The following is a 12,804-nucleotide window of genomic DNA, read 5'->3' as shown; positions in this document are numbered from 1 at the left end:
AGATGGAACCGGAAGTCTTTGTTGATGTATTTCGCCTTGCTTTAGGCCAAGTGATGCTATTGGTGTCTGCTGCCATTGTTCCTAGTTTGTTGGTTGGACTAATCGTTGCTATTTTCCAAGCCGCTACCTCAATTAATGAACAAACCTTAAGTTTTTTACCTCGCCTACTGGTTACCTTAGGTGCGCTTATTGTCGCTGGTCATTGGTTTACCGAGAAACTAATGGAGTTGTTTTTTACCATGGTGGATATGATTCCTCAGGTTGTTGGCTAATGGAGTTTCCTGCCAGCGTAGTGATGGCTTGGATTGGTCAGTATCTATGGGCGCTTACTCGAGTAGCTGCGATGCTGATGGTATTAGCAAGTTTTGGAGGTAAATCAGTACCAACTCGGGTGCGATTGTTACTAGCTTTAGCCATCACTTTTGCTTTAGTGCCTATTTTGCCGGAAGTAACTGGAATAGAAGTTTTCTCTTTTCAAGCTGTTATCGTTATTTTGCAGCAGGTACTTATTGGCGCTGCTATTGGATTTATTTCACAGTTATTGATGCAAACCTTTGTTGTTGGCGGACAAATTATTGCTATGCAAACCAGTTTGGGTTTTGCCTCCATGGTCGATCCGAATAACGGCCAAAGTACGCCGGTTGTCGGTCAATTCTATTTGCTTTTGGCAACCTTATTGTTTCTGGCCATCGACGGCCATTTGCAGTTGATTACTTTAATTGCTATGAGTTTTGAAACCCTGCCGGTGGGTATGAACGGCTTAAGCAGTTTGGATTATCAATTACTGGCAGGCTGGTATTCACAATTATTTTTGGCTGCTTTGGCGCTATCTATATCATCTGTAGTTGCAATGTTACTGGTAAACTTTTCTTTCGGTATTATGACGCGAGCAGCCCCGCAGCTGAATATTTTTAGTATTGGTTTTGCGGTAAGTATGTTGTTTGGTTTATTCATTCTTTGGCTCACCATTGGTGGGTTTCTAGCGCATTTTGAACGTCAGTGGGAGGTTGGCCGCAGCTTGGCATGTGACATGCTGCTGATTGGTTGTTAAACCAAGGGTCGAGTTACTATGGCAGACGACGATCAAGAAAAAACGGAAGACCCCACGGGGAAAAAACTCGAAGACGCCCGTAATAAAGGGCAGGTAGCGCGTTCTAAAGAGTTAGGTACCGCTGCGGTACTGATTAGTGCAGCCTTAGCCATCATGGCTTTTGGCGGTATGTTGGCGGAATCCATGGTCAAGGTTTTCCAAACCGCTTTTGTGATGAGCCGAGAAGAAGTTTTTGACGTAAACCTAATGCTAAAAAACTTAGGCATTATGGGCTGGTTATTGTTTAAACCAATGATATGGATCATGGGCTTTATTACTTTAGCCGCGCTTATTGGCAATACTCTATTAGGAGGCATGCCATTTAGCTGGGAGGCTGCTAGGCCAAAAGCCAGTAAAATGTCGCCCATTCAAGGCTTTAAACGAATGTTGGGCATTCAAGCTTTTGTAGAGTTCATAAAAAGCGTCGCTAAAGTGTTGGTCATTGCCGGGGTAGTCTGGTTTGTCCTGCAATGGAAGTTTGCTGAAATTCTTACGCTTAGCATGCAGTCTATTCCTGGTTCAATTGTTAATGCCTTGGATATGCTGCAATGGATGCTGTTAGCTTTAGTATGTAGCTTGATTATTATTGTGATCATTGATGTGCCTTATCAAATTTGGAATCACAACAAGCAGCTTAAAATGTCTAAGCAAGAAGTAAAAGACGAGCATAAAAACATGGAGGGTAGCCCTGAAGTAAAAGGGCGTATTCGCCGCTTACAAATGGAAATGGCTGCTCGTCGAATGATGGCCGACGTACCTCAGGCGGACGTTGTTGTTACCAACCCAACACATTTTTCTGTAGCGCTAAAATACGACAGCAATGGCAGTGGAGCGCCAAAAGTAGTGGCTAAAGGGGTAGATGAAGTCGCCATGAAAATTCGCGAAATTGCACGTCACTATGATGTACCAGTGATGCAAGCGCCTGCTTTAACTCGTTCCTTGTATCACACAACTAAACTTGGCCACGATATTCCTGAAGGCTTGTACGTTGCTGTGGCACAAGTACTTGCTTTTGTTTTCCAGCTTGAGCAATACCGCAAAGGTAAAGGTAAGCGTCCTAAACCGGTTGTGGATGATCTACCTATTCCAGATGATTTGAGATATTAACCTCAGTTTCAGCACTTACTTGGAGTGTTTTATGTGGTTGGCTCAGTTATTGCTTTTCTCGTTTCATCAGTTGTTAGGAAGTCAGTATTTCGTCATTTATGGAAATCATCAATCGCCTCACCAGCTTTAAGCTTCAAGATCTAAAAAAAGTTGATGTCAATGTTATAAAGGGCTTTGGCACGCCTATGGTAGTGCTAGCTACTTTAGGCATGGTGGTTTTACCAATGGCCGCGTGGCTATTGGATATTCTGTTTGCTTTCAATATCTCTCTTGCCTTAGTGGTGTTATTGGTTGCTGTTTATACCAAGCGCCCGCTAGATTTTGCGGTGTTTCCTACCGTGTTGTTAATCGCTACTTTATTACGTTTGGCCTTGAACGTTGCCTCTACTCGAGTCGTTTTGTTAGAAGGGCATAACGGTGGGAATGCTGCTGGTAATGTAATTGAAGCTTTTGGTTCAGTGGTTATTGGCGGGAACTACGCTGTTGGTTTGGTGGTATTCCTGATCTTGATGATTATCAACTTTGTAGTAGTAACAAAAGGTGCAGGCCGTATCGCAGAAGTAAGCGCGCGCTTTACCTTGGATGCCATGCCCGGTAAGCAAATGGCGATTGATGCTGATTTAAATGCTGGCATTATCGACCAAGAACAAGCCCGTGAACGCCGCGCTGACGTAACCAACGAAGCTGATTTTTATGGTTCAATGGATGGTGCTAGTAAGTTTGTTAAAGGTGATGCCATAGCCGGCATATTGATTCTATTCATCAATATCTTAGGCGGTTTCATTATTGGTGTGGCCCAGCATGACCTAACCTTCGCTCAAGCTGCAGAGGTATACACCTTACTGACCATTGGTGATGGCTTAGTTGCGCAAATCCCGTCTTTACTATTGTCTATCGCTGCTGCCTTAGTGGTTACTCGCCAAAATACCGAAGCGGATATGGGTGAGCAAGTAAGCTTACAAATGTTCAAAGATCCACGAGTAATGATTATTTGTGGCTCGATTCTTTTCATTATGGGCATTGTGCCTGGCATGCCTCATTTGGCTTTTCTGAGCTGTGCAGCGGTTTGTTTGGGTGCTGCCTGGATGCGACATAAAGGCGATGCTAAGAAAGCCGCCGAGACTGCATTACAGCCTGCTTCTTCCAGTTCTAATGTTAGCAGTGAGCCAAAAGAGCTAGGTTGGGATGATGTTCAACCGGTTGATGTGATTGGTCTTGAAGTAGGTTATCGCTTAATTCCATTGGTGGATAAATCTCAAGGCGGCGAATTATTGGCGCGTATTAAAGGCGTGCGTAAGAAGCTATCTCAAGATTTAGGCTTTCTTGTGCCTGCCGTGCATATTCGAGATAACCTAGATTTAGGCCCAAACCAGTATCGAATAACCTTAATGGGCGTAACTTACGGTGAGTCGGAAGTGTTCCACGACCGCGAAATGGCGATTAACCCAGGTCAGGTATTTGGTAAAATCGAAGGCCAAGCCACCACAGATCCCGCCTTTGGTTTAGAAGCAGCTTGGGTTGCTACCGAGCAGCGCGAACATGCGCAAACATTGGGTTACACGGTAGTTGATTCTGCCACGGTTGTTGCAACCCACTTAAGTCAGCTTCTTACTAACAATGCGGCCAGCCTACTTGGCCACGAAGAAGTTCAAAACCTACTTGATATGCTAGGTGGCAGTTTGCCTAAATTGGTTGAAGGCCTAGTGCCAGACACTATGACTTTGTCTACGGTAGTTAAGGTACTGCAAAACCTACTGAATGAAGGCGTGCCTATTCGTGATGTTCGCAGCATTGTTCAAACCTTGGTTGAATATGGGCCTAAGAGCCAAGACCCCGATATTCTTACCGCTGCCTGTCGTATTTCGTTAAAACGTTTAATCGTTCAAGAGTTGATTGGCAGCGAGGCAGAACTTCCAGTAATTACTTTGTCTCCAGACTTGGAGCAGATATTGCATCAGTCGATGCAAGCGGCAGGAAACGATGGCGCAGGTATGGAGCCAGGTTTGGCAGAGAAACTCCAAGTATCATTAACGGAGGCGTGTCAAAACCAAGAAATGGCCGGTCAACCCGCTATCTTGTTAACCTCGGGCATACTGCGTTCAAGCATGTCTCGATTTGTTAAAACAGCAATGCCTGCATTAAGGGTTCTGTCTTATCAAGAAGTGCCAGAAGATAAACAAATACGAATTGTGAGTTCAGTGGGGCAGTAGCTTCAGCGAATTAGCAAAAGGAAGGTGAACAGTGAAAATGAAACGCTTTTTTGCAAAAGATATGCGAACCGCACTAGCCGAAGTGAAGGAAACACTTGGCAGCGATGCAGTTATCATGTCTAACAAAAAGGTAACCGGTGGCATCGAGATTGTTGCTGCGGTTGAACCTTCTAGCGCTAAACAAGCTGCACCTAAAAGCGATAGAGAATTGCCTGAAGATAGCGTCAATTTGTCGTCTATGAATGCAGGCGCTGCCAAAAAAGCGCCAACAAAACAGCATCCAAGTCATGATTTTGACGAAAATGCTAGTTTGAAAGATAACCTAACCAACTTTATGCAGCGCCATCAAAAGCGTCAGCAAGAAAACTTGCAACAGTCTCAGCAAAAGCAGCAACAGCAGCGCCCTCGCACCGTTCAAGCGCCACGCTCTTTAGCTCAACAACAAGGTTGGGCGCAGCAAGGCTCCATATCAAATAAACCAACAAATACGTCTCTTGGTGGACAACCAGCTAGCTCAGCATCAGCTGCTGCAGGCAACGAAGTTGGTGAGCTTAAAAAAGAAATGGCCGCCATGCGCAAGTTGCTTGAACATCAAGTATCTGGACTAATGTGGCAGGAAGTAGAGCGCCAAGAGCCGGTACGCGCGATGTTAATTAAGCAGTTGCAGCTAGTTGGTTTTGATGAAGATATGGCTGACCAAATAGCTGGATACATTCCCGAAGAACTCGGCGTTCAAGAAGGCTGGCAGCATTTACGTGAACTATTAGTCAATCAACTACCGGTTGGCCAAGATGAGATTTTGTTAAAGGGTGGGGCTATTGCGTTGCTTGGCCCAACGGGTGTAGGAAAAACAACCACCATCGCCAAGTTAGCAGCACAGTTTGCAATGCGCCATGGCGCCGAAAGTGTGGCGATGATTACTACAGATACCTACCGTATTGGTGCTCATGAACAACTTGCTACTTACGGCAAAATTATGGGCTGCGCCGTACGCGTCGCCAATGATGAAGAAGAGCTTTCACAGTTGCTTTATCAGTTTAAAGACAAAAAGTTGGTACTTATTGATACCGCTGGCATGAGCCAACGAGATCTTCGCTTACACGAACAATTAGATAAGCTAGTAAAAAACAGCCGCGTGAACATTCGCAACTATTTGGTGATGTCGGCCAACGCGCAGCGTCGGGTAATTGAAGAAACTGTGAACCAATTTCAGCGAATTCCCTTAGCTGGTACCATACTTACCAAATTAGATGAAAGTTTGGCTTTAGGCGAAGTGTTAAATGTAACCTTGCGCCATGCCTTACCAATAAGTTACGTTACTCACGGCCAACAAGTGCCTGAAGATATTGCGGTAGCTGCGCCTACCCAATTAATAGAACAAGCATTATCGGTTATCGATAAGCAAAGCCAGCAACATTTCTGGTTTAGTGAAACCGAACAACAAAAGGTTTCAGATGTATTCTAAAGATAATGAATTTGACCAAGCTAGCGGCTTAAGAATGATGCAACAAAAAAACAATGTGAAAGTCATCGCTGTAACTGGCGGCAAAGGGGGCGTAGGTAAAACTAACGTTACTCTTAACATGGGTATAGCCATGGCTGCGCAAGGTAAGCGCGTAATGGTATTGGATGCCGACTTAGGCCTAGCAAATGTAGATGTGCTGCTTGGCTTACGTGTAACTAAAAACCTCTCTCACGTTTTATCCGGTGAATGCACCTTAGATGAAGTATTAGTTAAAGGGCCTAATGGGATCTTAATTGCACCAGCTACTTCTGGTACTCAATCAATGGTGGAACTTAGTCCTGCGGAACACGCCGGACTTATTCGTGCTTTTAGCAGCATGAAAACACCTATTGATGTGTTGCTAGTTGATACTGCAGCGGGCATCTCCGACATGGTGCTAAGTTTTGCCAAAGCGTCACAAGACATATTAGTGGTGGTGTGTGATGAGCCAACCTCTATTACCGATGCTTATGCGCTAATAAAGCTGCTTTCAAACCAGCACGGTGTCTACAAATTTAAAGTGGTGGCAAATATGGTGCGTAGCTTACGCGAAGGCCAAGAATTATTTGCTAAGCTTACTCGAGTTACCGATCGCTTCTTGGATGCTACACTCGAATTGGTATCTTGTATTCCTTATGACAATAACGTGCGCTTAGCCGTAAGAAAGCAGCGAGTAGTGGTAGAAGCCTATCCTAAGTCTCCTGCTTCTTTGGCATTTCGCTCATTAGCAAGTAAAGCTTCTACTTGGCCAATTCCTGAACAAGCAGGTGGACATTTAGAATTTTTCATCGAGAACCTTCTCGAGTTTGGACAACGTAAAAATAGAGAACAGCTTAGTGAATAAAGTTGCCGCTTATGCCAGCGCTAATGACACTAATGTTTTGGTGGAGCGCCATGCAAACTTGGTCAAACGGATAGCCCATCACCTAATGGCTAGGCTTCCGGCTAGCGTGATTGTTGATGACTTGATCCAATCAGGAATGATTGGCTTAATCGAAGCCGCACGTAACTTTGATGGCTCAAAAGGCGCTAGCTTCGAAACCTACGCCGGCATCCGCATTCGTGGCTCTATGCTTGACGAAATTCGTCGTGGCGATTGGGTCCCACGCTCGGTACATAAAAACAGCCGCGCCATTAGTGATGCAATCGCTGAGGTTGAGAAAGAAAAAAACGGTGACGCAAAAGACGCCGAGGTTGCAGCAAAGCTTGGCGTAAGCTTAAGTGAGTATCACTCTATGTTGTCTGATGTAAATTGCGGACGCATTTTAGGTATCGATGATCTAGGTGTGAGTGAAGACGTCATATCAAGTGAAGAAAGTCGAGAGCTAAACCGACCCTTTGAAGGTTTTGCCAATCAACGCTTTCAACAATCTCTTGCCGAATGTATTAAAGGTCTTCCAGAGAGAGAAGCACTGGTTTTGTCCCTCTATTATGATGAAGAACTTAACCTAAAAGAAATTGGTGAAGTATTGAGCGTAAGCGAGTCCCGAGTCAGTCAAATTCATAGTCAAGCGCTTGCTCGAGTTAAAACTCGAATGCGAGATTGGACACAATAGAGAAATTCATCCTTACATTTCTTGTAAAAGATGGACTAAAATTGTGTTTATTAAGGCATAATATCTATATTACATAAATTTTTGGCCTATTTAGTGGCTTGTAAAACATCCTGTTGGGGGACGTACCTTGGATAAAAATATGAAAATTCTGGTTGTTGATGATTTTTCAACGATGAGAAGGATTATTAAAAACCTACTTAGAGATCTTGGCTTCAACAATACTCATGAAGCCGATGACGGAAATACCGCATTACCTATGCTTAAAGGCGGCGATTTCGAATTTGTAGTAACTGATTGGAATATGCCTGGAATGGAAGGCATCGACCTGCTGAAAAATATTCGTGCCGACGAAAGTTTGTCTCACTTACCTGTTTTAATGGTAACTGCCGAAGCAAAACGTGAACAGATTATCGAAGCTGCTCAAGCCGGCGTAAATGGATATATTGTTAAACCTTTCACTGCAGCCACGCTAAAAGAGAAGCTAGATAAGATTTTCGAAAGACTACAATAAGAAAGGAAGATGCGTGAGCACAGATACTCCGATTATTTCATTAGCCGACGCCAAATCTTTGGTTGCGCTACTTGAAGAAGGAAATGTCGCCGAGGCGAATCAACTTGTTAGTGAGCTTTGTGCTCCAAAAGCTAACCTGCTATTTGATAAGGTTGGGCAGCTCACTCGTCAGCTTCATGACTCTTTAAATGAATTTAAACTCGATATTCGAATTAACGAGTTAGCTAATCAAGAAATACCAGACGCTAAAGAGCGGTTAAACTATGTGATAGAGATGACCGATCAAGCGGCCAATAAAACCATGGACGCAGTAGAGTCTGGCCTTCCAATTGCCGATCAATTAACTAACGAAATCAACAGTATCATGCCTATATGGCAAAGTTTGATGGAACGAAGAATTGAAATCGGCCAATTTAAGGCGCTATGTCACCAAATCGATATTTTCCTTAATAGTTCTTCAGCAAATGCCGATAAACTACGTAGCATGTTAACCGAAATATTGATGGCTCAAGATTTCCAAGATTTAACCGGTCAGATGATTCGTAAGGTAATCACCTTGGTGCAAGAGGTGGAAGAAAGTCTGGTTGAAATGCTTACCTTGTTTGGAAATGAGAATGCCGAAGTAGTAGAAAATAAAAAAGTGACTAAATCTGCTATCGAAGCCGAAGGGCCAATATTAAATAAAGAGCAAAGGGACGACGTTGTTAACGACCAAGATGATGTTGATGACTTGTTGTCTAGTTTAGGATTTTAAGGGAGTAGCGCATGTCGTTTGATGTAGATGAAGACATCTTACAAGACTTTCTCGTAGAAGCGGCGGAGATCCTTGAGCAGCTGTCTGAACAGCTGGTTGATTTAGAAAAACGTCCAGATGACAGTGACTTGTTAAATGCCATATTTCGTGGTTTCCATACAGTTAAAGGTGGAGCAGGCTTCTTGTCATTGACCGAACTGGTTGATGTTTGTCACGGAGCTGAGAATATTTTTGACACCTTGCGCAACGGTGGAAGGAGTGTATCGCCTGAGCTAATGGATGTGATTCTTGAAGCGCTAGATTCAGTTAATGATATGTTCGCTCAAGTTCAAGCACGCGAGCCTTTAACACCTGCGTCTCCTGAATTAATTGAAAGCTTACATCAGTTGTCTCGCCCAGAATCTGCTGACGAAGTGGCTGCAGAGCCAGAGCCAGAGCCAGAGCCAGAGCCAGAGCCAGAGCCAGAGCCAGAGCCAGAGCCAGAGCCAGAGCCAGTAGCTCCGAGCGCCGATGCCGGCAACATTGACGAAATTACCGACGACGAGTTTGAGCGTTTGCTTGATGAGCTGCATGGCTCAGCTGCACCTGCTGCTGCCGCAACACCAAAACCTACTCCCGCAGCTCCAGCTGAAAAAGCTGCCAGTGATGGTGATATTTCAGATGATGAATTTGAAAAACTGTTGGATGAACTGCATGGTTCTAAGGCGCCAGGTGCTGGACAAGCGGCTGCCCCTAAAACGCCAGAAGTAACGAAGCCTAGTTCAAATGCTGATGAAATTGGTGATGATGAATTTGAGAAACTGCTAGACCAATTACATGGTGCAGGCAAAGCACCTGACACTAAAGCCGCTCCAGCTAAGCCCGCAGCTAAAGCTGCGCCTAAGCCTGCTGCAAAAATTGAAGCTAGCCCTAAAGCGCCTGCTAAACCAGCGGCACCGGCCAAACCTGCTGCTAAGGCCGCTCCAGCTAAACAAGAGCCTGCAAAAGCGCCAGCCAAGCAAGCTGTACCTCAAGGCGAAACCACCGTTCGCGTAGATACCCGCACTCTAGACGATATTATGAATATGGTGGGCGAGTTGGTATTGGTACGTAACCGCTTAGTGAGTTTGGGCCTTAATAGCAATGATGAGGATATGTCTAAAGCCACTGCTAACTTGGATGTGGTGACTGCTGATCTTCAAGGTGCGGTAATGAAAACCCGCATGCAGCCAATCAAAAAAGTGTTTGGCCGTTTCCCTCGAGTGGTTCGAGATTTAGCGCGAAGCTTGAAAAAAGACATTAACCTTGAGTTGGTGGGTGAAGATACCGACTTAGATAAAAACTTAGTTGAAGCGCTGGCTGATCCTTTGGTTCACTTAGTTCGAAACTCTGTTGACCATGGTATTGAGATGCCAGATGATCGAGTTGCTTCGGGTAAACCTCGTACCGGTGTTATTCGCCTTTCTGCCTCACAAGAAGGTGATCATATCTTGCTTAAAATCGAGGATGATGGCGCTGGTATGAATGCCGATAAGCTAAAATCTATTGCGATTGAGCGCGGCGTGCTTGATGCCGATGCCGCTGCTCGCATGCCAGATAAAGATGCTTATAGTCTTATTTTTGCGCCAGGGTTCTCTACTAAGACTGAGATTTCAGACATCTCCGGTCGAGGTGTGGGTATGGACGTGGTGAAAACTAGCATTACCCAACTTAATGGTTCCGTTGATATTGATTCACAGTTGGGGCAAGGCACTACATTACAGATTAAAGTACCGCTAACCTTGGCTATTTTGCCAACCTTGATGGTCGACGTTGGCAAGCAGACTTTTGCCTTACCACTGACTAGCGTGAATGAAATTTTCCACCTAGACCTTACCAAAACTAATGTAGTTGATGGTCAAGAAACTGTGATTGTTCGTGATAAGGCAATTCCACTGTTTTACTTACAAGATTGGTTAATTAGAAATGGCCAATCTGGAGAGCGTAGTTCTCAAGGGCACGTGGTTATCGTACAAATTGGCCCACAACAAGTCGGTTTTGTTGTTGATAATCTGATTGGCCAAGAAGAAGTGGTGATCAAAGCACTAGACCAATTATTGCAAGGTACTCCAGGTATGGCTGGTGCAACAATCACTAGTGATGGCCGTATTGCTTTAATTCTTGATATTCCAAGCCTGTTGAAACGCTACGCTCGTAAGATGTAAGCCTAGCCTTTAAGAAGAATCTAACATGGCAATAAAAGTACTTGTAGTTGATGATTCGAGCTTTTTCCGACGCCGGGTAAGCGAGATCATCAACGCGGACCCTTCTTTAGAAGTGGTCGATACCGCAAAAAATGGCCGTGAAGCCATCGACATGGTCGCTCGTCTAAAACCTGATGTAGTGACCATGGATATCGAAATGCCGATAATGGATGGTATTACTGCCGTTCGTGAAATTATGGCGAAGAATCCCACCCCAGTGCTTATGTTTTCTTCGCTAACTCACGAAGGCGCAAAGGCCACTCTTGATGCCCTAGAAGCTGGCGCTCTCGATTTTATTCCTAAAAAGTTTGAAGACATAGCTCGTGATAGAGAAGAAGCCGTTAGCCTTCTTCAGCAGCGGGTTAAAGCTATTGCTCGCCGTCGCGTTAGTGCTCGTCGTAGTGTTAGCGCACCGGCTCCAAGCACTCCTGTTCGGCCAAGCGCAGCTACAAGACCTGCAGTAAAAGCTTCGCCAACTACTTCAGCCCCACAACCAAAAGAGCGTGCTACCGCCCGTTTTAAGCCTTCTGGCAAACGCTATAAGTTAGTGGCTATCGGCACTTCCACTGGTGGCCCCGTTGCGCTACAAACTATTCTTACTCAAATACCTGCTGGGTTTTCTAAACCGATTCTATTGGTTCAACATATGCCGGCTACTTTTACTGCGGCTTTTGCTCAGCGACTCAATAGCTTGTCGAGAATCAATGTTAAACAAGCTGAGGACGGTGACGAGTTACGCCCTGGTTGGGCTTATTTAGCACCAGGTGGTAAGCAAATGTTGGTGGAAGGTCGAGGATCTTACGGTCGTCTACGGGTCATTGATGGTAACGATAAAGTAAATTACAAACCATGTGTTGATATTACTTTTGCCTCACTAGCAAAGAGCCACCAGTCTAATGTATTAGCGATGATACTAACTGGTATGGGGGCCGATGGCAGAGATGGCTCTCGCTTATTAAAAGAGCAGGGCTCTACCATTTGGGCGCAAGATGAAGCCAGTTGCGTGGTGTATGGTATGCCTCAAGCGGTTGCTAGTGCTGGTTTAGCGTCAGAACAACTACCTCTTGATCGCTTTTGTGAAGCGATTGTAGCGGAAATAGGGAATGGATAAACTTAGCATTGCTGGCGTGTTTATCGCCTTCTCTGCTGTTGGTTTAGGTCATTCTTTAGCGGGTGGTAGCTTTTCAGATCTGGTTAATTTGCACGCCTTTATTATCGTTGTAGGTGGCACGGTTGGCGCAGTCATGCTGCAAACGCCAGCTTCTCAATTTGTTCAAGCTATAAAATCCATTCCGCGAGTTTGGCAAACTCAACAACTAGATGTTAAAAAGCAAACTCAACTAATTTTAAGTTGGTCTCATACAGTTCGGAAAGATGGTTATCTGGTATTAGAAAAACATCGACAACAAGCCGATGCCTTTAGTGTACTAGGTTTAGAAATGTTGATAGATGGAGCTGAAACCGAGCAGTTAAAACAGTCGCTAGAAGATATAATCGATCTTGAGCAAAACCGCTTAGAAAAACAAGCAGGGGTATTTGAAGCAATGGGTGGGTATTGCCCAACCGTTGGCATTCTCGGGGCGGTATTGGGGCTAATTCAAGCCATGGACTTTTTAACTAGCCCTGAGCAATTGGGTCAAGGAATTGCCGTGGCATTTGTTGCCACCATTTATGGGGTAGGGTTTGCTAACTTTGTGTTTTTGCCTATTGCCAACAAACTTCGTGCTTTAGCAGGAGAGCGAGCAATATACCAAGAAATGACTCTCGCCGGCTTAGTCTCTATTGCAGAGGGTGCCAATAGTATGGAAGTGCAACGACGCTTGCATAGCTTTAATACGGAACTCAGCTAA

12 protein-coding genes are annotated in these 12,804 nt (G+C 44.8%); all 12 read left to right on the top strand.

Translation table 11 applies throughout. From position 1 onward, the window contains the following. The first annotated feature begins 2 nt into the window (after positions 1 to 2). Complete coding sequence (locus K5620_RS13545) at positions 3 to 272, top strand: flagellar biosynthetic protein FliQ (protein WP_016401704.1); 270 nt, start codon at positions 3 to 5, stop codon at positions 270 to 272. Beyond that, positions 272 to 1,051, top strand: coding sequence for a flagellar biosynthetic protein FliR (fliR, locus tag K5620_RS13540; RefSeq protein WP_016401703.1), 780 nt, complete (start codon positions 272 to 274; stop codon positions 1,049 to 1,051). The genes K5620_RS13545 and fliR overlap by 1 nt, the downstream gene beginning before the upstream one ends. An 18-nt stretch (positions 1,052 to 1,069) precedes the next feature. After that, positions 1,070 to 2,197, top strand: coding sequence for a flagellar biosynthesis protein FlhB (gene flhB, locus K5620_RS13535; protein WP_016401702.1), 1,128 nt, complete (start codon positions 1,070 to 1,072; stop codon positions 2,195 to 2,197). 98 nt (positions 2,198 to 2,295) lie between these two features. After that, a complete protein-coding gene (flhA, locus tag K5620_RS13530; RefSeq protein WP_016401701.1) occupies positions 2,296 to 4,407 on the top strand; it encodes a flagellar biosynthesis protein FlhA in 2,112 nt (703 codons plus the stop codon). Between the two features lie 37 nt (positions 4,408 to 4,444). After that, positions 4,445 to 5,872, top strand: a complete 1,428-nt coding sequence (gene flhF, locus K5620_RS13525) for a flagellar biosynthesis GTPase FlhF (RefSeq protein ID WP_152781316.1) — start codon at positions 4,445 to 4,447, stop codon at positions 5,870 to 5,872. Then, entirely contained in the window at positions 5,862 to 6,755 is an 894-nt protein-coding gene (locus K5620_RS13520) for a MinD/ParA family protein (RefSeq protein ID WP_016401699.1), read from the top strand. Before flhF ends, K5620_RS13520 begins: the two co-directional genes overlap by 11 nt. Next, entirely contained in the window at positions 6,748 to 7,467 is a 720-nt protein-coding gene (locus K5620_RS13515; protein ID WP_016401698.1) for an RNA polymerase sigma factor FliA, read from the top strand. Before K5620_RS13520 ends, K5620_RS13515 begins: the two co-directional genes overlap by 8 nt. A gap of 127 nt (positions 7,468 to 7,594) precedes the next feature. Next, positions 7,595 to 7,978, top strand: a complete 384-nt coding sequence (gene cheY, locus K5620_RS13510; RefSeq protein WP_084681816.1) for a chemotaxis response regulator CheY — start codon at positions 7,595 to 7,597, stop codon at positions 7,976 to 7,978. Between the two features lie 13 nt (positions 7,979 to 7,991). Then, entirely contained in the window at positions 7,992 to 8,732 is a 741-nt protein-coding gene (locus K5620_RS13505) for a protein phosphatase CheZ (protein ID WP_016401696.1), read from the top strand. 11 nt (positions 8,733 to 8,743) lie between these two features. Then, positions 8,744 to 10,915, top strand: coding sequence for a chemotaxis protein CheA (locus tag K5620_RS13500; RefSeq protein ID WP_016401695.1), 2,172 nt, complete (start codon positions 8,744 to 8,746; stop codon positions 10,913 to 10,915). Positions 10,916 to 10,940: 25 nt separating this feature from the next. Continuing rightward, the gene (locus K5620_RS13495; protein WP_016401694.1) at positions 10,941 to 12,065 is read left to right on the top strand and encodes a protein-glutamate methylesterase/protein-glutamine glutaminase; all 1,125 of its coding nucleotides are present in this window, start codon (positions 10,941 to 10,943) and stop codon (positions 12,063 to 12,065) included. Further along, positions 12,058 to 12,804: a flagellar motor protein gene (locus tag K5620_RS13490; protein WP_152781310.1), complete on the top strand. Its 747-nt coding sequence runs from the start codon at positions 12,058 to 12,060 to the stop codon at positions 12,802 to 12,804. Before K5620_RS13495 ends, K5620_RS13490 begins: the two co-directional genes overlap by 8 nt.

Origin of the sequence: Agarivorans albus (assembly GCF_019670105.1) — a bacterium.
Taxonomy (GTDB): domain Bacteria; phylum Pseudomonadota; class Gammaproteobacteria; order Enterobacterales; family Celerinatantimonadaceae; genus Agarivorans; species Agarivorans albus.
This window is presented reverse-complemented; position numbering and strand designations above follow the sequence as displayed.

Excerpts from the sequence above, each read along its gene's own strand:
- K5620_RS13545 (WP_016401704.1), top strand. The coding sequence starts at position 3 with ATGGAACCGGAAGTCTTTGTTGATGTATTTCGCCTTGCTTTAGGCCAA.
- fliR (WP_016401703.1), top strand. The coding sequence starts at position 272 with ATGGAGTTTCCTGCCAGCGTAGTGATGGCTTGGATTGGTCAGTATCTA.
- flhB (WP_016401702.1), top strand. The coding sequence starts at position 1,070 with ATGGCAGACGACGATCAAGAAAAAACGGAAGACCCCACGGGGAAAAAA.
- flhA (WP_016401701.1), top strand. The coding sequence starts at position 2,296 with ATGGAAATCATCAATCGCCTCACCAGCTTTAAGCTTCAAGATCTAAAA.
- flhF (WP_152781316.1), top strand. The coding sequence starts at position 4,445 with ATGAAACGCTTTTTTGCAAAAGATATGCGAACCGCACTAGCCGAAGTG.
- K5620_RS13520 (WP_016401699.1), top strand. The coding sequence starts at position 5,862 with ATGTATTCTAAAGATAATGAATTTGACCAAGCTAGCGGCTTAAGAATG.
- K5620_RS13500 (WP_016401695.1), top strand. The coding sequence starts at position 8,744 with ATGTCGTTTGATGTAGATGAAGACATCTTACAAGACTTTCTCGTAGAA.
- K5620_RS13495 (WP_016401694.1), top strand. The coding sequence starts at position 10,941 with ATGGCAATAAAAGTACTTGTAGTTGATGATTCGAGCTTTTTCCGACGC.
- K5620_RS13490 (WP_152781310.1), top strand. The coding sequence starts at position 12,058 with ATGGATAAACTTAGCATTGCTGGCGTGTTTATCGCCTTCTCTGCTGTT.